Below are 26,198 nucleotides of genomic sequence, written 5' to 3' on the forward strand. Positions count from 1 at the left end.
CCGCAGGGCCTTGCAAGAGGCCGCGCGACAGGCGCCAAGGACATAGGGCGGTTAGCTCAGCGGTAGAGCACTACGTTGACATCGTAGTGGCCACTGGTTCGATCCCAGTACCGCCCACCATTCTTTCGCCGCCCCCGGCCGTTCGTCGGGGGCATTTCGTTTTCCAATGCGGCTGCGACGCGCCGCGACGATGGAGAAAACCGATGAAGGTTCGCAACTCGCTCCGCTCGCTCAAGAGCCGGCACCGCGACTGCCAGGTCGTGCGCCGCAAGGGCCGCATCTACGTGATCAACAAGACCAACCGCCGCTTCAAGGCCCGCCAGGGCTGAGTTGGAGTCCTAGCCGGGCGATCGGCAGGTCACGCGAAGACGACGACCCGCCCCGAAAGGGCGGGTTTTTTCATGCCCGCCGGTCGCGGGGGCCGCTCGCGTTAAGGTTTTATCAACTTTTGCGTTCTGAGCCGTGCGGGGCTGCGGTATCCTATTCTTCTGCGGCATGGTGCCGGGCACGGGCGGGATCGGGGCGATGATCATTCTGGGCGGTATTCTGGGCGTGCTGATGGCCGGGCTGATGGCCGATGTGGGCGGCATGTCCGCCAGCGCGCGCGAGGACGAGGATGCCGAGGACCCGACCGACGGCGCGGGAGAGGAGGAGCCCAGCCTTCCCCCGATCATGCCGGGCGATCCCGATGAGCCCCAGCCCGAACCTGAGCCGGAGCCCGACAACGACAGCATCGACGCGCTGATCGAGGGGTCCGACGATCTGGACATCCTGATGGGCACGACCGGCCACGACCTGATTCGCGGGCATGGCGGGGATGACGATCTGCGCGGTGGCCTGGGCTGTGACACGATCGAGGCCGGGGACGGCGACGACTGGGTGCAGGGGGATGCGGTCTATGGGCCGGGCGGCAACGACGTGATCCATGGTGGGGCGGGCGACGACCTGCTGGCTGGGCAGGGCGGCGACGACCTGCTGTTCGGTGATGACGGCGACGACACGCTGCTGGGGGGCGAGGGGCGCGATACGCTGTTCGGGGGCGCGGGCAACGACATGCTGTCGGGCCATGACGGCGACGACGTCCTGGTCTCGACCGCAGGGTCGGACGATCTGGACGGCGGGCGGGGCGACGACGTGCTGATCGGCCATGACGGCCCCGAGACCGTCTGGATGAACGGCGGCGAGGGGAACGACACGCTGATGCCCGGCGCCAACGACTTCGCCTCGGGGAACGAGGGCGACGACCTGTTCCAGCTGCGCGTGACGCCCGAGGGCTTTCCCACCCTGGCGGATTTCGACGGCGATCACGACCGGCTGGAGGTGCATGTCGACGCAGCCTTGGCCGCCGACGCCACGATCACCCTGCGCGAGGACGACGACGGCACGACCCTGCTGGAGCTGAACGGCCAGACCATCGGACGCCTGCTGAACCCCGCCGCGCTGCGGCTGGACGATGTCCGCATCGTGGCCCTGGGGGGCTGAACGGGCTTTCCATCCGCGCGCCGATGCGCTAGACGCGCGCATCCGCCGGGCATCCGGCCCGCGCGGTATTCCACGGACCTTGCTGGACGACATCCCGGCCTGCGCCCTCACCCCTGTTCCGAAAGGAGATCCCGATGTCGATCACCGTTGAAGAAAAAGCCCGCATCCTCAAGGAATTCGCCACCAAGGAAGGCGATACCGGTTCGCCCGAGGTGCAGGTCGCGATCCTGTCGTCGCGCATCGCCACGCTGACCGAGCACTTCAAGTCGCACAAGAAGGACAACCACTCGCGTCGTGGTCTTCTGATGATGGTCGCGCAGCGCCGGAAGCTGCTGGACTACCTGAAGAAGAAGGAAGAGGCGCGCTACACCGCGCTGATCGCCAAGCTGGGCCTGCGTCGCTAAGATCGCCGCCCCGGAACGTCCCGACGCCCGCGACCCTGTCGCGGGCGTCTTGCGTTGCAGGGCAGGGCTGTCCTTTCGTGCAGGTTTCCGGGGGGCAAAGCGGCGGCCCGGCGCCGCGCCGTGATCGGTGGGGCCGAAAGAATCAAAGTCGAATCAAGATGCTGCCGGGTGCGCCCGGTCCGGCCGGCATCCGCCGGGCTTCGTCGCCCTGCGCGAATCGCTAAAACTTTCAGGACCGTCTTCTGGATCGCTTGGTGAATGAAACGTTAACAGCCTGCCATCACAGCAGGAGAGTCGACATGTTGATCAGTGCCCTCACCAACAGCTGGCGCGGGAACGCCGCACCTGCCGCCGCCAGCGCCCCGCAAAAGCCGCCGCAGGAGACTGCGCCCGCCCAGCAGACCCAGCCCGTGCCCGCCGAGGAGCGCGCCGTTCCGGTCCAGCCCGATCCGACCCCGCAGGCCGAGGCGGGATACGACCCCGACGCGATGGCCCGGGCCGCCGCCGGACCCTCGGACATGGTGAAGCCGGCCGCCCCACGGACGACGCCGGCCGCCGCGGAGGCACCCGCGCCGTCGCGGCCGCTGGCCGAGACCATCGTCACCGTCGATGGGCCGCACTCTGACGAGGAGGCGCAGGCGCGCGATTTCGCCGAGGCGCAGCTGCGCCGCGACCGCCTGCTGGACCTTGCAAGGACGGGCTACGGCACGCTGCCCGACCTGTTCCGTCCGGCGCAGGCCGAGGTGGCGGTTCCGCCCGTCGCGGAGCATCGCGCGCCGACCGCCGCCTGATCGACCGCCCGTCCGCGGCATGGCCCGGCGGGCTTCGGCGCATCCGTCGCCGCCCTTTCCAAATCGGGCGATTTCCTGTATGCCCTCGTCATCTGCGACGTGAAGCCCGGCCCCGGGGCACATGCAAAGGATAGGGGCGGCGGCAATGGGGTCGCCATATGACATGGGTGGCCGGAGGGCCGGTGCACCCCTTGAGGACATCAGATGTTTGACGAAGTGAAGAAATCGATCCAGTGGGGCCAGGAAACCCTGACGCTGGAAACGGGCAAGGTTGCCCGTCAGGCCGACGGCAGTGTCATCGCCACTTTGGGCGAGACCAGCGTCATGGCCAACGTCACCTTCGCGAAAGCGCCGAAGCCCGGTCAGGACTTCTTTCCGCTGACGGTGCATTACCAGGAAAAATACTATGCCGCCGGCAAGGTCCCGGGCGGCTTCTTCAAGCGCGAGGCGCGCCCGTCGGAAAAGGAGACGCTGACCGCGCGCCTGATCGACCGGCCGATCCGCCCGCTCTTCGCCCCCGGCTTCAAGCATGAAGTGCTGGTGATGTGCACCGTGCTGAGCCACGACCTGGTCAACGATCCCGACATCGTCGCGATGATCGCCGCCAGCGCCGCGCTGACCATCTCGGGCGTGCCCTTCATGGGTCCGATCGCGGGGGCCCGCGTCGGGTTCTCGAACGGCGAATACGTGCTGAACCCCGAGGTTCAGGACATGGACGGCCTGCGCAACAACCCCGAACAGCGTCTGGACCTGGTCATCGCCGGCACCAAGGATGCGGTGATGATGGTCGAATCGGAAGCCTACGAGCTGACCGAGGAGGAGATGCTGGGCGCCGTGAAGTTCGGCCATGAGGCGATCAAGCCGGTGATCGACCTGATCATCGACCTGGCCGAGGAAGCCGCAAAGGAGCCCTTCGACTTCCAGTCGCCGGATTACAGCGCGCTCTACGACCGCGTGAAGACCCTGGGCGAGGCGGACATGCGCGCCGCCTACGCGATCCGCGACAAGTCCGAGCGTCAGGACGCCATCGCCGCCGCCAAGGACAAGGTGAAGGCCGGTCTGACCGAGGACGAACTGGCCGATGCCAACCTGGGTTCCGCGCTGAAGAAGCTGGAATCGGGCATCCTGCGCGGCGACATCATCAGCGGCGGCGCCCGCATCGACGGCCGCGACACCAAGACCGTCCGTCCGATCGTCAGCGAGGTCGGCATCCTGCCGCGCACGCACGGATCGTCGCTGTTCACCCGCGGCGAGACGCAGGCGCTGGTCGTGACGACCCTGGGCACCGGCGATGACGAGCAGATCATCGACGCGCTGCACGGCAATTCGCGCTCGAACTTCCTGCTACATTACAACTTCCCGCCCTATTCGGTTGGCGAGGTTGGTCGCGTGGGTTCGCCCGGCCGCCGCGAGATCGGCCATGGCAAGCTGGCCTGGCGCGCGCTGCAGGCGGTGCTGCCCGCGGCGACGGACTTCCCCTACACCATCCGCGTCGTGTCCGAGATCACCGAATCGAACGGTTCCAGCTCGATGGCGTCGGTCTGCGGCGGTTCGCTGTCGATGATGGATGCGGGCGTGCCGCTCAAGGCGCCGGTCGCGGGCGTCGCGATGGGCCTGATCCTGGAGGACGATGGCCGCTTCGCGGTGCTGACCGACATCCTGGGCGATGAGGATCACCTGGGCGACATGGACTTCAAGGTGGCGGGGACCGAGAACGGCATCACCTCGCTGCAGATGGACATCAAGGTCGCGGGCATCACGCCCCAGATCATGGAGCAGGCCCTGGCCCAGGCCAAGGAAGGCCGTCTGCACATCCTGCGCGAGATGGCCACCGCCCTGACCGAAGGCCGCCGCGAGTTCAGCGCGCACGCGCCGCGCATCGAGACGATGCAGATCCCGACCGACAAGATCCGCGAAGTGATCGGCTCGGGCGGCAAGGTCATCCGCGAGATCGTCGAGGTCTCGGGCGCCAAGGTCGACATCAACGACGACGGCGTCATCAAGATCGCCTCGGCCAATGCCGATTCGATCAAGAAGGCCTATGACATGATCTATTCGATCGTGGCCGAGCCCGAAGAGGGCAAGGTCTATGTCGGCAAGGTCGTGAAGCTGGTCGATTTCGGCGCCTTCGTGAACTTCTTCGGCAAGCGCGACGGGCTGGTCCATGTCAGCCAGATCGCCAACCGCCGTCTGGGTCACCCGAACGAGATCCTGAAGGAGGGCCAGGAGGTCCGCGTCAAGCTGCTGGGCTTCGACGATCGCGGCAAGGTCCGTCTGGGCATGAAGATGGTGGATCAGGAGACCGGAGCCGAGATCGACGAGAAGCAGCAGGAATCGGCAGAGTAATCTGCCCTGATGATTTTGATGCGGGGCCGCCTAAGGGCGGCCCCCTTTTTATAAGGGTTTGCCCTCATGGCACGTCATGCATTTTTTCTGACTGTCGATTGCGGCTATCTCCCCTTGGCACAGGGCCTGGGGCAGCGTTTGGCCGAGCAGTGGAGCTGCGACGTTCACGTCTTCCTCGAAGATTCTCGCGCCGATGAGGCATGTGGCGGAAGCCGGGGACGCGTCAGCGTTCATGTGAATCGATTGGCGGGGCTGCGTCCTGATGGCCTTCCTGTCACTGGAAACTGGCCAGCCATCGTTTATGATCGCATCTTTGCACCGCGCTTCCTGACCGGATACGAACGGCTGACCTATCTGGATGCCGACATCTATCCTCTGACCACAGTCCCCGATGTCCTTTCAATCCCGTTGAGCCATGGGTTAGGGGCTGTCCAGGACACGGCGTCGATCGGTTACTCTCCGCATGGCGCAGGTCTGACACGCGATGCGTGGCGCAAATCGATCGGCCTTCTGTCACATCGCTATTTCAACTCCGGCGTTCTGATGATCGACCAAATCCTGTGGAACCGGATCAACTTTCCAGATGCCCTGAAACGCTTCGTGGCGACGTTTGGGGCGGCTGTGCGGATGCCTGACCAAGATTTCCTGAACTGGCATTTCCAAGATCGTTGGATCGAATTCAGCCCTCGCTTCAACTTTCAAAAGGGGCTGTTCAATTATGGGTATGAACAGTGGTTCCCGCCTGTCTTTCTGCATTTCTCCAGTTTTCAGAAGCCGTGGCTGAAACCGGACTGCATGAATTCGGTGCAGGGCCAATTCCACGAGCCGTTCCGCGATTTGGTTCGCCAAGCGGCCTATGACCCTGACGTCTTGCTCCGCCGCGCTCGGGAATCCTGGCCGCGCCGCTGGAGAAAGGTGATCCGCAAGGCCATGTCGTCCGCCGGCATGCCGGTCGGCAAGGAGCGCCGTCTGCGCCATGAATGGCAAACCCGTGCCGACCTGATCTATGATGGCTTTGTCGAGGATTTGGAAATGGGGCGGTATGCGGATATGCGTGTGACTACGCCGCGTGACACCGAAAAGCCGCGACCGGCTTTGACCTTTGATGGTCAGTATCTTCGCCGTGGTCTGACCCTGGAGGGGGAGAGCTTGACATGACGGACCCCCTGCTGATCCTGACGATGAAATGGGGCACGCTCTATTCCAGCGCCGACGTGAACCGGCTGGCGGCGCAGGTGCGGCGGCATCTGGACCGCCCGCACCGCTTCATCTGCTTCACCGACGACGCCGCGGGGCTGGACCCGCGCGTCGAGGCCATGGCGCTGCCCGAACTGGGCCTGCCCCCGGGGCATGGCGACACGCGCTGGCGCAAGCTGGCCCTGTTCCGGCGCGATCTGGGCGGCCCGGAGACGGCCCTGTCCGGGACGGCGCTGTTTCTGGACATCGATCTGGTGGTGGTGGACGATCTGGGGCCGTTCTTCGACCTGCGGGGGGATTTCTTCATCATCCGCGACGACGACCTGTTCCGCGCAAAGCCGCTGCGCAAGGTGAACCCCGCGCGCGACCGCTTCCTGCACAGCGTCGGCAATTCCAGCGTCTTCCGCTATCGGGTGGGGGCGCATGGCTATGTGCTGGACGCCTATCTGGCCGATCCGGCGGCCGCGACGCGGGACTATGAGATCAGCCAGCAGTTCCAGTCGGCGCAGCTGGCTGCCCACGGGAACCTGCATTACTGGCCCAAGGGCTGGTGCGTCAGCTTCAAGAACGACTGCGTGCCGCGCAATCTGGCCAGCTATCTGCGCGACCCGTCTTTGCCCGAGGGGGCGAAGATCGTGCTGTTCGCGGGCGCGCCCAAGATGGAGGACGTCTTTGCCGGTCGCGGGCACAAATGGTACCGCCGCATCGGCGATATCGGCTGGCTGCGCCGCGCATGGGAAAACCCGTGATCTCCGAGGCCTTCCGCCGGTTCAAGCAGCGCCGCCGTCAGGCCCGCGCCTTGGCCGAGATCGCCGCGCGCCCCGACCGTCCGGGCCGTCCGCACGGGTTGCCCGGCCCGCTGATCGTGTCGCTGACCAGCCACGCGGCGCGCTTTGCCACGCTGGCGCCGACGCTGCGCGCGCTGACGCGGCAGACAGTGCAGCCCGACCGCGTCATCCTGTGGCTGGATGAGGGCGATCAGCACCGCCTGCCGCCGGAGGTCGCGGCGATGCCGGGGCTGGAGATCCGCATCTGTCCCGACTGGCGGTCCTACAAGAAGATCGTGCCGACCCTGATGGCGCATCCCGAGGCCTATGTCGCGACGGCGGATGACGACCTGTATTACGCCACCGACTGGCTGGAGCGGCTGGTGGCCGTCGCGGGGTCGGGCGTTGCCTGCCTGCGCGCGCATCGCGTGGTGATGGCGGGCGCGAGCCCCGCGGGATACGAGGGCTGGACTCACAACATCGACGCGCCCGAGGCAGGGCCGCTGGTCTTTCCGACCGGCGTGTCGGGGGTGATCTATGCGCCCGGCGTGTTCCATGCGGACGTGACGCGGGACGATCTGTTCATGCGGCTGGCGCCGGGGGCGGATGACATCTGGCTGTACTGGATGCACCGTCTGGCAGGCTCCCGGCCCGCCAAGATCGGCGGGCGCGCGCGCATCCTGGAATGGCAGGGCAGTCAGGTCGTCAGCCTGCGCGCCGTGAACCGGCCCGCGGCGGGGCAGGGCGGCAATGACCGGGCCATCGCCGCCCTGATGGAGCATTACGGCTGGCCGTGATCAGGCCGGGTCCTTGGCATAGCGCAGATAGGGCAGCTTGATGTCCAGGGGGCCGTATTTCGCCTCGGCCGCGGCGTTGTCCAGCGACAGGGCCACGATCACGTCCTGGCCCGGCACCCAGTTGGCAGGCGTGGCGATGGGCACGCCGTCGGTCTTCTGCACCGCGTCCAGCGCGCGCAGGATCTCGGCGAAGTTGCGGCCAACGGACATGGGATAGGTCATGGTCAGGCGGACCTTCCTGTCAGGCCCGATGATGAAGACGGTGCGCACGGTCGCGGAATGGGCGGGCGTGCGGCCTTCGGTCGGCAGATAGTATTCCGCCGGCAGCATGTCATAGGCCTTGGCCACGGTCAGGTCGCTGTCGTCGATGATGGCGAAATTCGCGGGAACGCCCGCTACCTTGCCGATGTCGGCCTTCCATTTCTGGTGGTCGTCCACGCTGTCCACGGAGACGCCCAGAACCTTGGTGTTGCGCTTCTCGAACTCGGGGGCCAATTGCGCCACGGCGCCGAATTCGGTGGTGCAGACCGGGGTGAAGTCGCGCGGATGGCTGAAGACGATGGCATAGCTGTCGCCGATCCAGTCGTGGAAGCGGATCTGGCCTTCGGTCGAATTGGCGGTGAAGTCGGGGGCCGTGTCGTTGATGCGCAGGGACATGGGCGCTCCTTTCCGGTTCGGTTGCGTCGCCCCCTAGATAAGCCCTGCCGCAGGGAATGCCAGTGGCGTGCCACCCTTGCGGAGCCCGGCGCGGGGTGACAGGCTTTGCGCATGATGCATGAGGAGTGCAAGATGTCCCAGATTCTGGATCAGCGGAAATTCTACATCGACGGTGCCTGGGTCGCCCCCGCGAAGGCGCGCGACCTGGAGGTGATCGACCCCTCGACCGAGGATGCGGTCGCGGTGATCTCGGTCGGCGATCAGGCGGATACCGACGCGGCGGTGGCGGCGGCCAAGCGCGCCTTCCCGGGCTGGGCCGCGACGCCGCCCGCCGAGCGCTTGGCCGTGGTCGAGCGCATCCTGGCGATCTATGAGCGGCGCATGCCCGACATCGCCCGCGCGATCAGCCTGGAGATGGGCGCGCCGCAGGACATGGCGCTGGCCGATCAGGCCGAGGCCGGGGCCTGGCATACGCGCAACTTCATCACCGCCTTCAAGGAGTTCCAGTTCGTGCGGCCCCTGGGTCCGCATGCGCCGAACAGCATGGTCGCATGGGAGCCGGTGGGCGTGGTGGGGCTGATCACGCCCTGGAACTGGCCGATGAACCAGGTGACGCTGAAGGTGATCCCGGCGCTGCTGGCGGGGGACACCTGCGTGCTGAAGCCCTCCGAGATCGCGCCGCTGTCGTCGATGGTCTTTGCCGAGGTGCTGCATGAGGCGGGCGTGCCCGCGGGCGTCTTCAACCTGGTGAACGGCGACGGGGCGGGGGTCGGCAGCCAGCTGTCGGTGCATCCGGATGTCGAAATGATCAGCTTCACCGGCTCGACCCGCGCAGGCATCGCGATCAGCAAGGCCGCGGCCGACAGCCTGAAGAAGGTCGTTCTGGAACTGGGCGGCAAGGGCGCCAACATCGTGTTTGCCGATGCCGACGAGAAGGCCGTGGTGCGCGGCGCGCGACATTGCTTCTACAACAGCGGGCAGTCCTGCAACGCGCCGACGCGGATGCTGGTCGAACGCTCGGTCTATGACCGCGCGGTCGAGGTCGCGGCCAAGGTGGCCGAGGAGACCGCCGTGGCGAGCGCCCATCAGCCGGGCAAGCATATCGGCCCGGTGGTCAGCCGCCAGCAATGGGACAAGATCCAGGGCCTGATCCAGGCCGGCATCGACGAGGGTGCGCGCTTGGTCGCGGGCGGGCCGGGCCTGCCCGAGGGGGTGAACCGCGGCTATTTCGTGCGGCCGACGGTCTTTGCGGATGTGTCGAACGACATGACCGTGGCGCAGCAGGAGATCTTTGGCCCGGTCCTGTCGATCATCCCCTTCGACAGCGAGGAGGAGGCCGTGGCCATCGCCAACGACACGCCCTACGGGTTGACGAACTATGTCCAGAGCCAGGACGGCGCGCGCCGCAACCGCGTGGCGCGGCAGCTGCGCTCGGGCATGGTCGAGATGAACGGCGAATCGCGCGGGGCCGGATCGGCCTTCGGCGGGGTCAAGAAATCCGGCCGCGCCCGCGAAGGCGGCGTGATGGGGCTGGAGGAGTTCATGGACAGTAAGGCCATCAGCGGATGGGACCGCGACGCCTGACCGTCGGGCCGTCTGCGTCCCGCGACGTGCCGGGGGGACTTCCCGTCCCCCCGGACCCCCCTGCGGGGATGCCCCACAGACCGGGGCGCGATGCGCAAGCCATGCGGTATCGTGATCCCGCCTATGGACTGGAGCCTGCGGGGGCATGGCCACCGCGCGAAAGCCGGCCCCCTCGATGGGGGCCGGCTTTCGCCGCCACCGCCCGGCAGGGCAATCGGCGATCCGCTGCGGACCTCATCCGATCTCGGCCAGGAAGATGTAGCCCGCGCCATAGATCGTCTTGATCAGCCGCGGGTTCTTCGGATCCTCGCCCAGCTTGGTGCGCAGCCGCGAGATGCGGACGTCCATCGCCCGATCAAAGCTGTCCCCCGCCGCCCCGCCCAAGGCTTCAAGCATCTGTGCCCGGGTGATCAGGCGGCGCGGGTTGTCGGTGAACATCCGCAGGACCTCGGCCTCGGCATGGCTCAGCGGTGTCTCGGCGCCGTCCGGCGCGGTCAGCAGATAGCGGTCGAAATCAGCCGTCCAGCCCGCGAAGCGCAGCGTCTGCGGGCGCGCCGCCGCGCCTTGGGCCGGGCGGCGCAGCCGGGCGCGGATGCGGGCCACGACCTCGGCCGGCTCGAAGGGCTTGGTGATGTAGTCGTCCGCCCCCAGCTCCAGCCCCGTCACCCGGTCCTGCACCTGCGCCCGTCCCGAGACGATGATGATCACCGCGCCCGAATCGGAGGCCAGCCGATGCACCAGCGCCAGCCCGTCCCGGTCCGGCAGGCCCAGGTCGATCAGGCAGGCGTCGGGCGTGATGCGACGCAGCGCGGCCTCGAACTCGGTCGCGCGGCCGAAGCTCTGGGTGCGAAAGCCCGCCTGCTCCAGCGCGGCGGACAGGATGCGGCGAATCTGCGGCTCGTCGTCCAGGATCGCGATCAGGGGGGCGTCGGTCATGGCATCTCCTTGGCCGGGACGGCGAGGGCCGCCGCCAGGCGCTGCGGCGTCACGGGTTTGCTCAGCACCGGGCCGGGCGCGCGCGCGCGCAGCGGATCGCCCGGCGGCAGCGAGGTCATCAGAACCAGCGGGACCCCGCCCGCCAGGTCCAGGCCCAGCCCGTCACCCAGCTGGATGTCCGACAGGATCACCTCCAGCCCCGGCAGGTCGGTCAGGGCGCGCGCCTCGGAGAGCGACGCGGCCTCGATCACCGCATGGCCCAGCCCGGTCAACTGGTCGCGAACCTGGGCGCGGATCTGGTCGTCATCCTCGACCAGCAGCACCATCCGCCGCGCCACGGGCCGCCAGGGCAGTCGCAGCATCACCTGCGCGCCGCGCGGCCCGTTCGACAGGCGCATCGTGCCCCCGACCATCTTGGTCTGGTCATAGACCATCGACAGGCCCAGACCCGATCCCTGGCCCTTCTTGGTGGTGAAGAACGGCTCGGTCGCGCGGGACAGGGCTTCGGGGGTGAAGCCGGGTCCGGTATCGCCTACCGTCAGTTCCAGCCAGTCGCCGCTGCGCCGCGCCTTCAGCGTGATGACGCCGGGCGGGGTGATCGCGGCATTGGCATTCAGGATCAGGTTCAGAAGCGAATCCTGCAGCGCGCCGGGGTCCAGCAGAAGCTGGCCCGGCGGCAGGGCCACGGCGAGGTCAAGCCGCGTGCCCTCCGACAGCGACGGTCGCGCCAGCACCGCCAGATCGGAGAGCAGCGCGCCCAGATCGGTAGGCTCCAGTGCCGGTTCGCGCGCGCCGGTGATCTGCGCCAGCCGGTCCAGTAGCGAGGCCCCGCGTCGCGCGGCGGCCAGCGTGGCCTGCACGTCCTCGGCCGCGTCGGGTGCGAGGTCGCGGGCCGCCAGTCGCGCCTGCAGGCCCAGGATGATCGTCAGAAGGTTGCCGAAATCATGCGCCATGCCGCGGGTCAGCTGGGCAGCAAGGTTGCGCCGCGCGGCATGGGCCAGCGCCTCGCGCGACTGCACCTCGGCGCTGACATCGGTGGAGAGGATATAGACCCCCTGGCCGTCACGATCCGGCGTCAGCGCGATGCGGATGCGCCGCCCCGAGGTCGGATGCGTGATCTCGAAGACCTGCGGATCGCCGGCCAAGGCGCGCTCCATGTAGGGGCGCAGGGTGCGGGCCGTGGCCGCGCCCAAGGCCTCGTCCAGCGTCAGGCCGACGATGTCGCCCGCGGCGCCCGGAAAGACCACCGGCAGCCGCCGGTTGGAGAAGGTATAGCGGAAGCGCGAATCCATATGCGCGATATGGGCGGGGACCATCTCGGTCACCTGGCGGGTGCGCGCCTCGGTCCGGGTCAGGATGCGCTGCGCCTCGGACAGGGCGGCGTTGGTCGCGGCCAGCTTGCGGTTCGCCGCCGCCAGCCGCTCGGCGTTCAGCAGCACCTGTTCGGACAGCGCGTCCGAGCGCGCGCGCAGGAGCCGTTCCTGCCGCTTGATGTCCGTGATGTCGGTATAGACCGTGACCCAGCCCCCCTGGGTCAGGGGCGCGCCCTCGACCGCGACCCACCGGCCGTCGGCCCGTTCGCGTTCGAAGTAATGCGGCTGAAAGGTCCGGGCCTGCGCCACGCGCAGCGCCACGGCCGATTCGGGGTCCGTCACCCGGCCGTATTCGCCGCGCTGCGCGAGAAAGCGGATCGTGTCCTCGAACGACGTGCCGGGCAGGGTCAGCGCGTCGGGCAGATCGAACATGGCCTGATACTGCCGGTTCGCCACCGCCAGCCGCAGGTCGGCATCGAAGATCGACAGGGCCTGACCGATCAGGTTCAGGCCCGACAGGGTCAGGTCGTCGCGGATCGCATCCGGTGTGGGCCGGGCGGTCTGGGTCATGGGCTCTCCTCCGCGTCGAGCGTTAGCACCCTGCGGGCGGCGGCGGAAGCGGTGTAACATTTCGTAGGAATCGGGCAAAACTGGCGCAAGGTTTGGCGTCAAAGCTGCCCGGGTCGCGACAGCACGGGGAGGTGCCGCGCGGCCGGGCGCAGCCGCGCCTTGAGGGAGGACAGATGACCGTTCAGACAACGCCCCCGGGCGATCCGCAATCCGTGCCCGCGCTGCTGGCGCGCAACGTCGCCCGCTTCGGTGACCGCCCCGCCTATCGCGAGAAGGAATACGGGATCTGGCAGAGCTGGACCTGGTCCCAGGCCGCCGAGGAGATCCGCGCCCTGGCCCTGGGCCTGATGGCGCAGGGGCTGAAGCCGGGCGATCACATGGCGATCATCGGGCGCAACCGGCCGCATCACTACTGGGGCATGATCGCCGCGCAGATGTGCGGCGCGGTGCCGGTGCCGCTCTATCAGGACGCGGTCGCGGCCGAGATGGCCTATGTGCTGGACCATTGCGGCGCGCGCTTCGTGCTGTGCGGCGATCAGGAACAGGTCGACAAGGTCCTGGAGGTCGAGCAGACTACCGGCGCGTCGGCGCGCATCATCTATACCGACGCGCGGGGCCTGAGGAAATACGACCACGCCACCATGGCGTCGCTGGCCGACGTGCAGGCCCAGGGCCGCGCACAGGCGGGTGCCCTGGGCGCGCGGCTGGACGCGATCATCGCGGGCCTCGATTACGACAGCACCTGCGTGATGCTCTATACCAGCGGCACCACGGGCAAGCCCAAGGGCGTGGTCCTGTCCAACCGCAACATCATCGAGACCGCCCGCAACACCGCCGACTTCGACAAGCTGACCGAGGTCGAGGAGATCGTCGCCTATCTGCCGATGGCCTGGGTGGGTGATTTCATCTTCTCGATGGGCCAGGCGATGTGGTCGGGCTTCACCGTGAACTGCCCCGAGGGCGCGCATACGATGATGACCGACATGCGCGAGATCGGACCGACCTATTTCTTCGCGCCGCCCCGCGTCTTCGAGGGGCAGCTGACCTTGGTGATGATCCGCATGGAGGATGCGGGCCGCCTGAAGCGCTGGCTGTTCAAGCGCGGCATGGCGGTGGCGCATCGCGCGGGCCCGGCGCTCCTGGACGGAAAGACCGTGTCCTTCGGCGACCGGATCGCCTATGCGCTGGGCAAGATCTTCGTCTTCGGCCCGCTGAAGAACACGCTGGGCCTCAGCCGCGTGCGTGTGGGCTATACCGCCGGAGAGGCGATCGGCCCCGAGATCTTCGATTTCTACCGCAGCCTGGGCATCAACCTGAAGCAGCTTTACGGTCAGACCGAGGCAAGTGTCTTCATCACCCAGCAGCCCGACGGGCAGGTGCGCTCGGACACGGTGGGCGTGCCCAGCCCCGGCGTCGAGGTGCGCATCGGCGAGAACGGCGAGGTCTATTACCGCAGCCCCGGCACCTTCGTCGAATATTACAAGAACGCCGACAGCACGGCATCGACCAAGGACCCGGAGGGCTGGGTCGCCACGGGCGATGCGGGCTTCTTCGAGGAGGCGACCGGCCATCTGCGCATCATCGACCGCGCCAAGGACGTGGGCCGCATGGCCGACGGGTCGATGTTCGCCCCCAAATATGTCGAGAACAAGCTGAAGTTCTATCCCAACATCCTGGAGGCCGTGGTCATCGGCAACGGCCGCGACTTCTGCACCGCGATGATCAACATCGACCTGACCGCGGTCGGCAACTGGGCGGAACGCAACAACATCGCCTATGGCAGCTATCAGGAACTGGCCGGCCACCCGCAGGTCTATGAGACCATCCGCGGCCATGTCGAGGCGGTGAACGCCTCCGTCGCGCAGGACCCGATGCTGTCGGGCTGTCAGGTCCACCGCTTCCTGGTGCTGCACAAGGAGCTGGACCCCGACGACGGAGAGATGACCCGCACCCGCAAGGTCCGCCGCGCCGTCATCACCGAGAAGTTCCACGACCTGGTCACCGCGCTCTATGACGGCTCGTCCAGCGTCCATACCCGCACCGAGGTCACCTATGAGGACGGCCGCAAGGGCGCGATCAGCGCGACCCTGCGCATCGAGGATGCCCGCGTCTTCGGCGACGCGGCCCGTCAGAAGGTAGCAGCCCAATGAACGCGATGAGCCAGGACGGATACGTGACCGCCGACGGCCGCCAGATCGGACCCGTGGTGATGGAGCTGAAGAACATCACCCTGCGGTTCGGCGGCGTGACGGCCATCAAGGACATCAGCTTCGACATCCGCCAGGGCGAGATCCGCGCGATCATCGGCCCGAACGGCGCGGGCAAGTCGTCGATGCTGAACATCATCTCGGGGTTCTACAACCCGCAGGAGGGGCAGGTCATCTTCAAGGGCCGGCCGCGTCCGGCGATGAAGCCCTATCAGGTCGCGCGCCTGGGGATCGCGCGCACCTTCCAGAACATCGCGCTGTTCGACGGCATGTCGGTCCTGGACAACATCATGACCGGGCGCCTGAACAAGATGAAGGCGGGGTTCCTGTCCCAGGCCCTGTGGTGGGGCGCGGCAGAGCGCGAGGAGATCGAGAACCGCGCCGCGGTCGAACGCATCATCGACTTCCTGGAGATCCAGAACATCCGCAAGACGCCGGTGGGCCGTCTGCCCTACGGCCTGAAGAAGCGGGTCGAGCTGGCCCGCGCGCTGGCGGCCGAACCGAACCTGCTGCTCCTGGACGAGCCGATGGCCGGCATGAACGTCGAGGAGAAGGAGGACATGTCCCGCTTCATCCTGTCGGTGAACGACGAGTTCGGCACCACGATCTGCCTGATCGAGCACGACATGGGCGTGGTCATGGACCTGTCCGACCGGGTGGTGGTGATGGATTACGGCAAGAAGATCGGCGACGGCACGCCGGCCGAGGTGCGCAGCAATCAGGCGGTGATCGACGCCTATCTGGGGGTGGCCCATGACTGATCCGATCCGTGCAGCAGTGAAAGGACGCGACCCATGGACCAGCTGATCTTCGCCGCCGAGGTCGTGCTGAACGGCCTGATGACCGGGGTCATGTACGCGCTGGTGGCGCTGGGCTTCGTGCTGATCTTCAAGGCGTCGGGCGTCTTCAACTATGCCCAGGGGGTGCTGGCGCTGTTCGCGGCGCTGACGCTGGTCGGCATCCAGAACGGCCAGGTGCCCTTCGCGCATCTGATCAACGCGGCCCTGGGCACGCAGCTGCACCATTTCGGCTGGACGGTGCCCGCGGTCCTGGCCGTGGCCCTGACCGCGCTGGTCATGGTTCTGCTGGCCTTCTTGATCGAGAAGCTGGTCCTGCAGCATCTGGTGGGCCAGGAGCCGATCATCCTCTTCATGGCGACCATCGGGCTCGCCTACTTCCTGGAGGGCCTGGGCGACGTGATGTGGGGCGCCGACATCAAGGCGCTGGACGTGGGCCTGCCGCAGGGCATCTCGGACGGGGTCGAGGCGCTGACCGCGGAATGGTTCGGCTACGGTTTCTTCATCGACCGGCTGGACATCTGGGCGACCGTGATCGCGGCCATCCTGGTCGCCTGCCTGGTGGCCTTCGCGCAATACACCAAGCAGGGCCGCGCCATGCGCGCCGTGGCCGACGACCATCAGGCGGCCATGTCGGTGGGCATCAGCCTGCGCTTCATCTGGGTGATGGTCTGGTCGATCGCAGGGTTCGTGGCGCTGGTCGCGGGCATCATGTGGGGCACGAAGTCGGGGGTGCAGTTCAGCCTGTCGCTGATCGCACTCAAAGCGCTGCCGGTGCTGATGCTGGGCGGCTTCACCTCGATCCCCGGCGCCATCGTGGGCGGTCTGATCATCGGCGTGGGCGAGAAGCTGTTCGAATTCGCCATCGGCCCGATGGTCGGCGGCGCGACCGAGAACTGGTTCGCCTACGTCCTCGCGCTCCTCTTCCTGGTGTTCCGACCCCAGGGCCTGTTCGGCGAACGCATCATCGAGCGGGTGTGAGCATGCCCCTTCTTCTTCAGAAAAATATCCCGGGGGTGCGGGGGCTGGCCCCCGCGACGACCGCAGCACAGGGAACGACCGCATGATCTATTGCGAGGCAGGCGACTTCAAGACCAGCTACCGGGATGACAGCCAGACCTTCCCGATCCGGCTGGACCGCTGGGGCTATTACGCGATCCTGGCGCTGGCCTTCGGGATCATTCCCTTCGTCATCAACGACTACTGGGCCAACGCGGTGCTGGTGCCCTTCCTGATCTACGCGATCGCGGCCCTGGGGCTGAACATCCTGACCGGCTATGCGGGTCAGGTCAGCCTGGGGACCGGCGGCTTCATGGCGGTGGGGGCCTATGCGGTCTACAAGCTGATGACGGCATTCCCCGATGTCAGCATCGTCGTCCACATCCTGCTGGCCGGCGGCATCACCGCCGGGGTTGGCGTCCTCTTCGGCCTGCCCAGCCTGCGGATCAAGGGCTTCTACCTGGCGGTCGCCACGCTGGCCGCGCAGTTCTTCCTGGTCTGGCTGTTCAACAAGGTGCCGTGGTTCTACAACTACTCGGCCTCGGGTCAGATCACCGCGCCGACGCGCACCGTGTTCGACCAGGCCGTGACCGGCCCCGCCGCCAGCGCGCCGGCGAAATACCTGATCTGCCTCGTCTTCGCTTTCGCGCTGGCCTGGCTTGCGCGCAACCTCACGCGGGGCAGCATCGGGCGCAAGTGGATGGCGATCCGCGACATGGACATCGCGGCCGAGATCATCGGCGTGAACCCGTTGCGCGCGAAACTGTCGGCCTTCGCGGTCAGCAGCTTCTTCGTCGGCATCGCGGGCGCGCTGCTCTTCGCGGTCTATCTGGGCGCGGCCGAGGTCGGCGAGGCCTTCGGCATCAACAAGAGCTTCCTCGTCCTGTTCATGATCATCATCGGCGGCCTGGGCAGCATCTTCGGCAGCTTCGCCGGCGCGGCCTTCCTGGTGCTGCTGCCCGTCCTGCTCAAGAATTTCCTGGTCGGCAACATGGGCTGGCCCACCGATCTGGCCGCCCATATCGAGCTGATGATCGTCGGCGCGCTGATCGTGACCTTCCTCATCGTCGAGCCGCACGGCCTGGCGCGCCTGTGGCGCCTGGCCAAGGACAAGCTGCGCCTGTGGCCGTTCCCGCATTAACGTCAAGACCGGGCAACCGGCATCGCATCTCTGGGAGGAGACCCGCAATGAGACTGACCCTGACCGCCCTGGCCACCACGCTGATGGTCGCAAGCCCCGCCCTGGCCGACCTGATCGTGCCGAACATGTCCTATCGGACCGGCCCTTATGCCGCGAACGGCATCCCCTATGCCGACGGCTTCGCCGACTATTTCACGCTGCTGAACGAGCGTGACGGCGGCATCGGCGGCCAGATCGTCCAGGTCCCGGAATGCGAGACCGCCTACAACACCGAGAAGGGGGTCGAGTGCTATGAGTCGCTGCGCAGCCAGAACCCGCTGGTGCTGAACCCGCTCTCGACCGGCATCACCTATCAGCTGATCCCGCGGATCACCCAGGACGGCATCCCGCTCTATACGCCGGGCTACGGCCGCACCTCGGCCAAGGACGGCACGGTTTTCGAATGGGTGTTCAACGCGCCCGCGAACTACTGGGATGGCGCCTCGGTCGCGGTCAAGCACATTCTGGATCAGGAGGGGGGCGATCTCGCCGGCAAGAAGATCGCGCTGGTCTATCACAACTCCGCCTACGGCAAGGAGCCGATCCGTACGCTGGAGGAACTGTCCGAAAAGCACGGGTTCGAACTGAGCCTGCTGCCGGTCGATGCGCCCGGCCAGGAGCAGAAGTCGCAATGGCTACAGATCCGCCGCGACCGGCCCGATTACGTGATCATGTATGCTTGGGGCGTGATGAACCAGGTCGCCATCCAGGAGGCCGTGAACATCCGCTTTCCGATGGACAAGTTCATCGGCATCTGGTGGTCGGGCTCCGAGAACGACGTGCGCGCGGCGGGTGCCGGGGCCGACGGCTACAAGGCGCTGACCTTCCACGGGGTGGGCCGCGACTATCCGCTCTACGAGGACCTGCAGCAATATGTCTATGACGCGGGCAAGGCCGCGGGTGCGGGCGATCAGGCGGGCAGCGTGCTCTATTCGCGCGGCGCCTATGCGGCGCTGGTGATCGCCGAGGCCATCGCCAAGGCGCAGGAGCTGGCCGGCACCTCCGAGATCACGCCCGCGCAGATGCGCGACGGCTTCGAGGCGCTGGACATCACCGCCGAGCGCATGGCCGAGCTGGGCCTGCCCGACTTCGGCGCGCCCATCGCGCTGTCCTGCGACAACCACGGCGGCGACGGCCTGGCCCGCGTGCAGCAGTGGAACGCCGCCGAGGGCAGCTGGTCGCTGATCACCGACTTCATCGAGCCGGATGCCGAGATCCTGGACCCGCTGATCAAGGAGGACAGCGCCGCCTATGCCGCCGAGGCGGGCCTGACCGCGCGCTGCAACTGATCCACGACCGGCGGCGGTCACCCCGCCGCCGGTCCCGCATCCAAGGGGACAGCCCATGTTCGATACCCGCACCCAAGAGACGCTGCTGGACGTCAACAACATCGAGGTGATCTACAACCACGTCATCCTGGTCCTGAAGGGCGTCAGCCTGACGGTGCCCAAGGGCGGCATCACCGCGCTGCTGGGCGGCAACGGGGCGGGCAAGACCACGACGCTGAAGGCGATCTCGAACCTGCTGGCCAGTGAACGCGGAGAGGTGACCAAGGGGTCGATCACCTATCAGGGAGACGACATCACCGCGCTGGACCCGGCCGCCCTGGTGCGGCGCGGCGTCATCCAGGTGATGGAAGGTCGTCACTGCTTCGAGCACCTGACGGTCGAGGAGAACCTGCTGACCGGCGCCTATACCCGCCGCGACGGGTCGGCCGCCATCAAGCGCGACCTGGAGATGGTCTATGACTACTTCCCGCGCCTGCGCGAGCGGCGGAAAAGCCAGGCCGGATACACCTCGGGCGGCGAGCAGCAGATGACCGCGATGGGGCGCGCGCTGATGTCGCGTCCGCAGATGATCCTCCTGGACGAGCCGTCGATGGGCCTGGCCCCGCAGCTGGTTGAGCAGATCTTCCAGATCGTCAAGGCCGTGAACGAGGGCGAGGGCGTCACCTTCCTTCTGGCCGAGCAGAACACCAACGTCGCGCTGCGCTATGCCCATCAAGGCTACATCCTGGAGAACGGGCGCGTCGTGATGGAGGGTCCGGCCGCGCAGCTGCGCGAGAACCCGGACGTCAAGGAATTCTACCTGGGCATGTCGGACGAGGGGCGCAAGTCCTTCCGCGAGGTGCGCAGCTATCGCCGGCGCAAGCGCTGGCTGGCCTGAGGGGGTCATCATGGGATATTACGACGATCTGGAAACGCGCGACGAGGGTCAGCGCGCCGAGGCGCTGGCCCAGGCCCTGCCGCTGGCGCTGAGCCGCGCCAAGCTGGCCCCCGCGATGGCGCGCCTTCTGCGCGACGTGGAACCGGAAGCGGTGACCGACCGCGCCGCGCTGGCGCGCCTGCCGGTGATCCGCAAGGCCGAGCTGTCCGAGGCGCAGCGCAAGCAGCCCCCTTTCGGCGGCTACACCACCCGCCCCGCCGCGCAGTTCGACCACATCTTCCAGAGCCCAGGCCCCATCTATGAGCCGGGCCGCCGCGAGGGCGACTGGTGGCGGCTTGGCCGCTTCCTGCATGCCGCGGGCGTCGGGCAGGGCGACATCGTCCAGAACTGCTTCGGCTATCACCTGACGCCGGCCGGGATGATGTTCGAATCGGGCGCGCGGGCCGTCGATGCGGCCGTGCTGCCCGCAGGCACCGGGCAGACCGAGCTGCAGGTGCGCGCGGCCGTCGACATCGGCACGACCTGCTATGCCGGAACGCCCGATTTCCTCAAGGTGATCCTGGATCGTGCCGACGAGATGGGCGAGGTGCTGTCCTTCACCAAGGCCGTGGTGGGCGGCGGCGCGCTGTTCCCGTCGCTGCGCCAGATGTATGCCGACCGGGGGATCGTTACGCGGCAATGCTATGCCACCGCCGATCTGGGCAACATCGCCTATGAGAGCGAGGCGATGGAGGGAATGATCGTGGACGAGGGCGTCATCGTCGAGATCGTGCGTCCCGGCACCGGCGATCCGGTCCCCGAGGGCGAGGTCGGCGAGGTTCTGGTGACCACGCTGAACCCCGACTATCCGCTGGTCCGCTTTGCCACGGGGGATCTGTCCGCTGTGATGATGGGCACCAGCCCTTGCGGTCGCACCAACATGCGCATCAAGGGGTGGATGGGTCGCGCCGATCAGACCACCAAGATCAAGGGCATGTTCGTGCGCCCCGAGCAGGTCGCGGCGCTGGTCGCGCGCCATTCCGACGTGGCCCGCGCCCGCGTCATTGCCGATCGCGACGGAGAGATGGACGTGATGACCGTCCAGCTGGAGACCGCGTCGGGCGAGGGCGATTACGCGGCTTCGGTCATGGACACGCTGAAGCTGCGCGGGCGGGTGGAACTGGTCGCGCCGGGCAGCCTGCCCAACGATGGCAAGGTCATCGAGGACCGCCGCCAGTATGAATAGGACGCATTTGATCCGTTAACTTGCTTGTAACCCTTTGCCCGGCGACAACGGAATCCGAGCGGAACAAAGGGTGACATCATGGCTGCGGGCAAGGGGCTGAACGGGCCGTCCATCATCATCAAGCGCGTCGAGGGTGGCGGTGACGGCGCCCATCATGGCGGCGCCTGGAAGGTCGCCTATGCGGATTTCGTGACTGCGATGATGGCGTTCTTTCTGCTGATGTGGCTGCTGAACGCCACCACCGAGGAGCAGAAGACCGGTTTGGCCGACTATTTCGCGCCGACGGTGATCCAGACCCCGTCCTCGACCTTCAGCGGTGGCGGCGACGGCGCCGAGGAGGGCGTGCGCCACGCGGTCGAGGCGCCGTTGCCCGACAGCGACAGCGCCGGCGATTTCGAGGAGGTCGCCCGCGCGGTCCAGGACAGCCTGACCGGCACGGGCGCCGAATCGGCGCAGCTGACCAACCTGCTGCAGCATGTCGTGACCCGCATGACCGACGAGGGCCTGGTGATCGAGCTGGGCGACCTGACCGACGCGCCGCTGTTCGTCGAGGACACCGCCCAGCCCATGCCCGCCCTGACCGAGCTTGCGGGAATCATCGCGCGGGTGGTGGGTCATGTGCGCAATGACGTGGCGATCGCGGGCCATGTGCGCGCCTATCCCGAGACGCTGGTCGAATCGCCTGTCTGGCCGCTGTCGGACGCGCGGGCGCACATGCTGCGCAACCTGCTGGAACAGCAGGGTTTCGACGACCGCCGCGTGCAGCGGGTCAGCGGCCATGCCGACCGCAAGAACCGCCAGGCCAATCCGATGGACCCGCTGAACAACCGGATTGAGCTGATTTTACTGAGATAGGCGTCCCGGTTAGCCTTATCTTAAGCGTTCATGGGCAGGGTGACGGACAAGACCGAAATCAGAAGGGTGTCTGTCCATGTCCATTTCCTCTGCGATGAATGCCGGCGTCTCCGGGCTGGCTGCGAATTCGTCCCGGCTCGGCACGATCTCGGACAATATCGCGAATGCCTCGACCTTCGGCTACAAGCGGGTGGAGACGGAATTCGCCTCGATGATCGTCGGGCAGGGGAGCGGCCTCTACACCGCGGGGGGCGTGCGCACCTCGACGCAGCGGGTCGTGATGCAGGACGGCGCCATCGTCACCACCTCGCACCCGCTGGACCTGGCCATGACCGGTCGGGGCATGCTGCCGGTGACCACGCTGGCCGACGTGAACAGCGGTGAGGCGCCGCAGATGCTGATGACGCGGACCGGATCGTTCCGCCCCGACGCCAACGGCATCCTGCGCACGCAAAGCGGGCTTGTCCTGATGGGCTGGCCGACCGCTTCGGACGGAGGCCTGCCGCTGGTGGCGCGCGACACGCCCACCGCACTGCGTCCGATCGTCATCGAATCGAACCGTCCGGTCGGCGATCCGACCACCCGGGTCGAGATCGGCGCCAACCTGCCCGCGACCGAGACGCTGTCCACCGCAGGCGGCACGCCCATCCCCGTCGGGGTCGAGTATTTCGGCAACCTCGGCACCTCCGAGCGGCTGGAGATGACCTTCACCCCGCAGGTGGACCCCGCCACGCCGGGCCTGTCCAACACCTGGGTCGTGAACATCACCGACACCGCCTCGGGCGGCGCCTCCATCGCCAGCTTCCGGGTCGAGTTCGACGCGAGTCAGGCTCAGGGCGGCAGCATCGCCTCGGTGACGCCGCTGACCGGCGCGGGCACCTATGACGCGGCTTCGGGCACCATCATGTTGGACGTTAACAACGGCGAGAGCGAGATCGAGCTGTTCGTCGGCGTGCAAGGCGGCACGACCGGATTGAAGCAGCTGGCCGCGCCCTTCTCCCCGTCCAATATCATCCGCAACGGCTCGCCTGCCGGGCAGCTGGTGTCGGTTGAGATCGACGAGGCGGGCCGCGTGAACGCGACCTATGACACGGGCTTCGTCAAGACGCTCTATCAGATCCCAGTAGTGGACGTGTCGAACCCCAACGGCCTCGAGGCGGTCGAGGGGCAGGCCTACAAGCCGTCACGCGAATCCGGCAGCTTCTTCCTGTGGGATGCGGGTTCGGGCCCGACCGGAGAGATCGCGGGATACTCGCGCGAGGCCTCGACCACGGACATCGCGCAGGAGCTGACCTATCTGATCACCACGCAGCGCGCCTATTCGTCGAATGCCAAGATCATCCAGACGGTCGACGAGATGCTCCAGGAAACCACTAACATCAAGCGCTGACCCGCCCCGCAGGGGGTCGGGTGAAGGAGGCCGGACATGAGCATTGCCAAGGCGATATCGAACGCGATGTCGGGGCTGACCGCCACCGCGCGCGGAACCGAGACGGTGGCGTCGAACCTGGCCAACGTCATGACACCGGGCTATGCGCGCCGCGAGATGGCCGTCACCGCCCAGTTGCAGGGCGGGGGCGTGCGCATCGACGGCATCACCCGCATCGTGAACGCCAGCCTGCTGTCCGAACAGCGGCTTGCGGCCTCGGCGGTGGGTGACATGTCGACCCAGGCCGCGTTCCACAAGCGGGCCGAGAAGGTCGTGGGCCTGCCCGGAGAGCCGCATGCGCTGACCACGGCGCTGACCGATTTCCAGGCCGCGCTGAGTGCGGCCTCCACCCGCCCCGACGACGAGATCCGCCTGTCCCAGGTCGTCAGCACGGCCGGCACGCTGGCCGATCGGCTGAACACGGCCTCAGCCGAGGTGCAGGCCATGCGCGGCGCCGCGCAGCAGGGCATCCGGTCCGACGTGGCCACGGTGAACGCCGCCTTGGAGCGGGTCGCCTTCCTCAACGTGCGCATCGCGGTTCTGGACGCGGACGGCAAGGACGCCACCCCGCTGATGGACGAGCGTCAGCAGATGATCGACCGGATCTCGGCCATCGTGCCGATCCAGGAGGTCGCGCGCGAGGCCGGAAAGGTCGCGTTGTTCACCGCCGAAGGCGCGGTGCTACTGGATGGCAGCGTTCCGGCCAGGCTGGGCTTTCAGGGCGGCGACCAGGTGACCGCCGATCAGGTCGTCGGCGCGCCGCTTGAGCTTCTGACGCTGAACGGCACTGCGCTGAGCGCGGGCCAGATGCGGCTTTTCGGCGGAGGATCGCTGGCAGCGAACTTCGCGATTCGCGACGAGATGGCGCCGCGCCTGCAGTCCGAACTGGACGACATGGCCTTCGATCTGCAACAGCGGCTGGCCGACCCGGCTGTCGATCCGACATTGGGCGCGACGGATCCCGGCCTGTTCACCGATGCCGGCGCCCGCGCCGATCCGGCCGCGCGCACCGGCCTGGCCGGGCGTCTCGCCCTCAACGCGGCGGTCGATCCCCGGCAGGGCGGGCAGCTGTGGCGTCTTCGCGCGGGCCTGCAGGCCCTGACGGATGGCCCTGTGGGGCAGGGTGCCGTGCTGTCGGCGCTGGTCGGGGCGATGGATGCATCGCGTCCCGCAGGGGCCGGAACCGGCTTCGAGGGCAACGCGACGCTGGCACAGCGCTTCGGCATCGTCGAATCGCGCGTCTCCGCCCGCCGCGTGGAGGCCGAGGCCGATCTGTCAATCCGCAGCAGCCGTCAGTCGACGATCTCGGGCAGCATGATGGCCGATGGCGTGGACAGCGATGCCGAGATGCAGCGCCTGCTGCAATACGAACAGTCCTATGCCGCCAACGCCCGCGTGCTGGTCGCCGTGGACGACATGATCAACCAGATCCTGAGGATGTAGCCGTGACCCTGAACAGTATCGGTGACCAGGCGCGCGCCTATGCGCTGCAGGTCGCCTCGAACCGGATCAAGACGACGATGGCGACGCTGACCCAAGAGGTCTCCTCGGGGCAGGTCGCCGATATCGGTAAGCGCGTGAACGGCAACACCCGCGCGCTGAGCGAGATCGAGAGCCGCATCCGCCTGACCGGCCAGATGCAGCAGAACGGCGCCGATGCCGCGATCCGGCTGCAGGCGGTCCAGGACATGTTCGAGGGCGTGCGCAGCACCACCGCCGACCTGGGCATGGCCCTGGGCATCAGCCCCTTCGCTGACGAGGCCCTGCTGAACACCCGCACCAAAGAGGCCGTGAGCGCCTTCACGAGCGTCATCCAGAAGTTCAACGGCACGAACAGCAACCGCCACATCCTGTCCGGCGACGCCAGCGACATCCGACCGATCTCCGAGCCCGGGGACATCCTGGATAGTCTGCAGGCGCTGACCGCCGGCATGACCACCGCGGATGACGTGGCGCAGGCCATCGCCGGATGGTTCGACGCGCCATCGGGGGGCGGAGGCTTTCTGGACGTCGCCTATCACGGCACTTTCGGGCCGCCGCAGCGCATCATGGTTGGCGAGGGGGTCGCGGTGGAGATGGAGACGACCGCCGCAAGTCCCGCGGTGCGCGATCTGCTCAAGGGTCTGGCGACGGCCGCGATCATCGACCGAGGGGCCTTGGCGGGCAGCCATTCCGAAAAGGCCGCGCTGCTGTCGATCGCGGGGCGGACGATGATCACCGCCGACGGCACCGTCCTGAACGAGATGGGCCGCGTCGGCCTGGATCAGCAGACCGTGCAGCGCGCGCAGGTGACCAACGGCGCCAGCCTGAACACGCTGGAACGGGCGCGCGGCGACATCCGCAGTGCGGACCCGTTCGAGACCGCCGCGGCGCTGAACGAAGTGCAGTCCCAACTAGAATCGCTTTATGCGGTGACGGCCCGGTTGTCGAAACTCAAGCTGGTGGATTTCCTGCGGTGAAAACGGTTCTTCAGGCCATCGTGCTGTGGTTGGCCTT

General features: G+C 67.3%; 23 protein-coding genes and 1 tRNA gene. 21 read left to right on the forward strand and 3 right to left on the reverse strand.

Annotated features, from left to right (window positions below; translation table 11 throughout):
* Positions 1-45: 45 nt before the first annotated feature.
* From AC2SGK_RS05435 to AC2SGK_RS05475, 9 genes are all read left to right on the forward strand, one after another.
* Positions 46-120: transfer RNA gene (locus AC2SGK_RS05435), tRNA-Val, on the forward strand.
* Between the two features lie 83 nt (positions 121-203).
* Positions 204-329, forward strand: coding sequence for a type B 50S ribosomal protein L36 (gene ykgO, locus AC2SGK_RS05440; RefSeq protein ID WP_042245282.1), 126 nt, complete (start codon positions 204-206; stop codon positions 327-329).
* Between the two features lie 166 nt (positions 330-495).
* Positions 496-1,482: a calcium-binding protein gene (locus tag AC2SGK_RS05445; RefSeq protein WP_488322577.1), complete on the forward strand. Its 987-nt coding sequence runs from the start codon at positions 496-498 to the stop codon at positions 1,480-1,482.
* A 134-nt stretch (positions 1,483-1,616) separates the two neighbouring features.
* Complete coding sequence (gene rpsO, locus AC2SGK_RS05450) at positions 1,617-1,886, forward strand: 30S ribosomal protein S15 (protein ID WP_488322578.1); 270 nt, start codon at positions 1,617-1,619, stop codon at positions 1,884-1,886.
* Positions 1,887-2,185: 299 nt separating this feature from the next.
* Entirely contained in the window at positions 2,186-2,677 is a 492-nt protein-coding gene (locus AC2SGK_RS05455) for a hypothetical protein (RefSeq protein WP_488322579.1), read from the forward strand.
* Between the two features lie 204 nt (positions 2,678-2,881).
* Positions 2,882-5,023 (forward strand): polyribonucleotide nucleotidyltransferase, encoded by a 2,142-nt coding sequence (pnp, locus tag AC2SGK_RS05460; protein WP_488322580.1) that lies wholly within the window; start codon positions 2,882-2,884, stop codon positions 5,021-5,023.
* A 66-nt stretch (positions 5,024-5,089) separates the two neighbouring features.
* Positions 5,090-6,181: a glycosyltransferase family 8 protein gene (locus AC2SGK_RS05465; RefSeq protein ID WP_488322581.1), complete on the forward strand. Its 1,092-nt coding sequence runs from the start codon at positions 5,090-5,092 to the stop codon at positions 6,179-6,181.
* Positions 6,178-6,969 (forward strand): hypothetical protein, encoded by a 792-nt coding sequence (locus AC2SGK_RS05470; RefSeq protein ID WP_488322582.1) that lies wholly within the window; start codon positions 6,178-6,180, stop codon positions 6,967-6,969. Before AC2SGK_RS05465 ends, AC2SGK_RS05470 begins: the two co-directional genes overlap by 4 nt.
* Positions 6,954-7,784, forward strand: a complete 831-nt coding sequence (locus AC2SGK_RS05475) for a glycosyltransferase family A protein (protein WP_488322583.1) — start codon at positions 6,954-6,956, stop codon at positions 7,782-7,784. Before AC2SGK_RS05470 ends, AC2SGK_RS05475 begins: the two co-directional genes overlap by 16 nt.
* Here the strand turns inward: AC2SGK_RS05475 and AC2SGK_RS05480 are convergent, their stop codons facing one another.
* Positions 7,785-8,441, reverse strand: coding sequence for a peroxiredoxin (locus AC2SGK_RS05480; RefSeq protein WP_488322584.1), 657 nt, complete (start codon positions 8,439-8,441; stop codon positions 7,785-7,787).
* Positions 8,442-8,573: 132 nt separating this feature from the next.
* Between AC2SGK_RS05480 and AC2SGK_RS05485 the strand changes: the two genes are divergently transcribed.
* Entirely contained in the window at positions 8,574-10,025 is a 1,452-nt protein-coding gene (locus AC2SGK_RS05485) for an aldehyde dehydrogenase family protein (RefSeq protein WP_488322585.1), read from the forward strand.
* A gap of 234 nt (positions 10,026-10,259) precedes the next feature.
* On the opposite strand, the gene AC2SGK_RS05490 is transcribed toward AC2SGK_RS05485, so the two are convergent.
* Both AC2SGK_RS05490 and AC2SGK_RS05495 read right to left on the reverse strand, forming a co-directional pair.
* On the reverse strand, positions 10,260-10,961 hold the full coding sequence (locus AC2SGK_RS05490; RefSeq protein WP_488322586.1) for a response regulator transcription factor: 702 nt from the start codon (positions 10,959-10,961) through the stop codon (positions 10,260-10,262).
* Positions 10,958-12,844, reverse strand: a complete 1,887-nt coding sequence (locus AC2SGK_RS05495; protein ID WP_488322587.1) for a hybrid sensor histidine kinase/response regulator — start codon at positions 12,842-12,844, stop codon at positions 10,958-10,960. The genes AC2SGK_RS05490 and AC2SGK_RS05495 overlap by 4 nt, the downstream gene beginning before the upstream one ends.
* Before the next feature lie 173 nt (positions 12,845-13,017).
* Here AC2SGK_RS05495 and AC2SGK_RS05500 point away from each other — a divergent pair, with 173 nt between their 5' ends.
* The 11 genes from AC2SGK_RS05500 (at position 13,018) to AC2SGK_RS05550 (ending at position 26,161) form a co-directional block, all read left to right on the forward strand.
* Complete coding sequence (locus AC2SGK_RS05500; protein WP_488322588.1) at positions 13,018-14,994, forward strand: AMP-binding protein; 1,977 nt, start codon at positions 13,018-13,020, stop codon at positions 14,992-14,994.
* Positions 14,991-15,812 carry an ABC transporter ATP-binding protein gene (locus tag AC2SGK_RS05505; protein WP_488322589.1) on the forward strand — a complete coding sequence of 274 codons (822 nt, stop codon included), beginning with the start codon at positions 14,991-14,993 and terminating at the stop codon, positions 15,810-15,812. The genes AC2SGK_RS05500 and AC2SGK_RS05505 overlap by 4 nt, the downstream gene beginning before the upstream one ends.
* Positions 15,813-15,845: 33 nt before the next feature.
* The gene (locus AC2SGK_RS05510; protein WP_411837805.1) at positions 15,846-16,829 is read left to right on the forward strand and encodes a branched-chain amino acid ABC transporter permease; all 984 of its coding nucleotides are present in this window, start codon (positions 15,846-15,848) and stop codon (positions 16,827-16,829) included.
* A gap of 82 nt (positions 16,830-16,911) precedes the next feature.
* Positions 16,912-17,988 carry a branched-chain amino acid ABC transporter permease gene (locus AC2SGK_RS05515; RefSeq protein WP_488322590.1) on the forward strand — a complete coding sequence of 359 codons (1,077 nt, stop codon included), beginning with the start codon at positions 16,912-16,914 and terminating at the stop codon, positions 17,986-17,988.
* Positions 17,989-18,035: 47 nt separating this feature from the next.
* Positions 18,036-19,316 carry an ABC transporter substrate-binding protein gene (locus AC2SGK_RS05520; RefSeq protein WP_488322591.1) on the forward strand — a complete coding sequence of 427 codons (1,281 nt, stop codon included), beginning with the start codon at positions 18,036-18,038 and terminating at the stop codon, positions 19,314-19,316.
* A 55-nt stretch (positions 19,317-19,371) separates the two neighbouring features.
* Positions 19,372-20,193, forward strand: coding sequence for an ABC transporter ATP-binding protein (locus AC2SGK_RS05525; protein ID WP_045980988.1), 822 nt, complete (start codon positions 19,372-19,374; stop codon positions 20,191-20,193).
* A gap of 10 nt (positions 20,194-20,203) precedes the next feature.
* Positions 20,204-21,418: a phenylacetate--CoA ligase family protein gene (locus AC2SGK_RS05530; protein ID WP_488322592.1), complete on the forward strand. Its 1,215-nt coding sequence runs from the start codon at positions 20,204-20,206 to the stop codon at positions 21,416-21,418.
* Between the two features lie 78 nt (positions 21,419-21,496).
* Positions 21,497-22,273 (forward strand): flagellar motor protein MotB, encoded by a 777-nt coding sequence (locus AC2SGK_RS05535; RefSeq protein WP_488322593.1) that lies wholly within the window; start codon positions 21,497-21,499, stop codon positions 22,271-22,273.
* 76 nt (positions 22,274-22,349) lie between these two features.
* Positions 22,350-23,663 (forward strand): flagellar hook protein FlgE, encoded by a 1,314-nt coding sequence (locus AC2SGK_RS05540; protein WP_488322594.1) that lies wholly within the window; start codon positions 22,350-22,352, stop codon positions 23,661-23,663.
* A gap of 36 nt (positions 23,664-23,699) precedes the next feature.
* Positions 23,700-25,145: a flagellar hook-associated protein FlgK gene (gene flgK / locus AC2SGK_RS05545; protein ID WP_488322595.1), complete on the forward strand. Its 1,446-nt coding sequence runs from the start codon at positions 23,700-23,702 to the stop codon at positions 25,143-25,145.
* A gap of 2 nt (positions 25,146-25,147) precedes the next feature.
* Complete coding sequence (locus AC2SGK_RS05550; protein WP_488322596.1) at positions 25,148-26,161, forward strand: flagellin family protein; 1,014 nt, start codon at positions 25,148-25,150, stop codon at positions 26,159-26,161.
* Positions 26,162-26,198 lie beyond the last annotated feature (37 nt).

This window comes from Paracoccus sp. NIOT.M2S5SZ12, assembly GCF_057748165.1.

What these genes read in the sequence shown, in the direction of transcription:
- ykgO (WP_042245282.1), top strand. Translation starts at nt 204, where the DNA reads ATGAAGGTTCGCAACTCGCTCCGCTCGCTCAAGAGCCGGCACCGCGAC.
- AC2SGK_RS05445 (WP_488322577.1), top strand. Translation starts at nt 496, where the DNA reads ATGGTGCCGGGCACGGGCGGGATCGGGGCGATGATCATTCTGGGCGGT.
- rpsO (WP_488322578.1), top strand. Translation starts at nt 1,617, where the DNA reads ATGTCGATCACCGTTGAAGAAAAAGCCCGCATCCTCAAGGAATTCGCC.
- AC2SGK_RS05455 (WP_488322579.1), top strand. Translation starts at nt 2,186, where the DNA reads ATGTTGATCAGTGCCCTCACCAACAGCTGGCGCGGGAACGCCGCACCT.
- pnp (WP_488322580.1), top strand. Translation starts at nt 2,882, where the DNA reads ATGTTTGACGAAGTGAAGAAATCGATCCAGTGGGGCCAGGAAACCCTG.
- AC2SGK_RS05465 (WP_488322581.1), top strand. Translation starts at nt 5,090, where the DNA reads ATGGCACGTCATGCATTTTTTCTGACTGTCGATTGCGGCTATCTCCCC.
- AC2SGK_RS05470 (WP_488322582.1), top strand. Translation starts at nt 6,178, where the DNA reads ATGACGGACCCCCTGCTGATCCTGACGATGAAATGGGGCACGCTCTAT.
- AC2SGK_RS05475 (WP_488322583.1), top strand. Translation starts at nt 6,954, where the DNA reads ATGGGAAAACCCGTGATCTCCGAGGCCTTCCGCCGGTTCAAGCAGCGC.
- AC2SGK_RS05480 (WP_488322584.1), bottom strand. Translation starts at nt 8,441, where the DNA reads ATGTCCCTGCGCATCAACGACACGGCCCCCGACTTCACCGCCAATTCG.
- AC2SGK_RS05485 (WP_488322585.1), top strand. Translation starts at nt 8,574, where the DNA reads ATGTCCCAGATTCTGGATCAGCGGAAATTCTACATCGACGGTGCCTGG.
- AC2SGK_RS05490 (WP_488322586.1), bottom strand. Translation starts at nt 10,961, where the DNA reads ATGACCGACGCCCCCCTGATCGCGATCCTGGACGACGAGCCGCAGATT.
- AC2SGK_RS05495 (WP_488322587.1), bottom strand. Translation starts at nt 12,844, where the DNA reads ATGACCCAGACCGCCCGGCCCACACCGGATGCGATCCGCGACGACCTG.
- AC2SGK_RS05500 (WP_488322588.1), top strand. Translation starts at nt 13,018, where the DNA reads ATGACCGTTCAGACAACGCCCCCGGGCGATCCGCAATCCGTGCCCGCG.
- AC2SGK_RS05505 (WP_488322589.1), top strand. Translation starts at nt 14,991, where the DNA reads ATGAACGCGATGAGCCAGGACGGATACGTGACCGCCGACGGCCGCCAG.
- AC2SGK_RS05510 (WP_411837805.1), top strand. Translation starts at nt 15,846, where the DNA reads ATGGACCAGCTGATCTTCGCCGCCGAGGTCGTGCTGAACGGCCTGATG.
- AC2SGK_RS05515 (WP_488322590.1), top strand. Translation starts at nt 16,912, where the DNA reads ATGATCTATTGCGAGGCAGGCGACTTCAAGACCAGCTACCGGGATGAC.
- AC2SGK_RS05520 (WP_488322591.1), top strand. Translation starts at nt 18,036, where the DNA reads ATGAGACTGACCCTGACCGCCCTGGCCACCACGCTGATGGTCGCAAGC.
- AC2SGK_RS05525 (WP_045980988.1), top strand. Translation starts at nt 19,372, where the DNA reads ATGTTCGATACCCGCACCCAAGAGACGCTGCTGGACGTCAACAACATC.
- AC2SGK_RS05530 (WP_488322592.1), top strand. Translation starts at nt 20,204, where the DNA reads ATGGGATATTACGACGATCTGGAAACGCGCGACGAGGGTCAGCGCGCC.
- AC2SGK_RS05535 (WP_488322593.1), top strand. Translation starts at nt 21,497, where the DNA reads ATGGCTGCGGGCAAGGGGCTGAACGGGCCGTCCATCATCATCAAGCGC.
- AC2SGK_RS05540 (WP_488322594.1), top strand. Translation starts at nt 22,350, where the DNA reads ATGTCCATTTCCTCTGCGATGAATGCCGGCGTCTCCGGGCTGGCTGCG.
- flgK (WP_488322595.1), top strand. Translation starts at nt 23,700, where the DNA reads ATGAGCATTGCCAAGGCGATATCGAACGCGATGTCGGGGCTGACCGCC.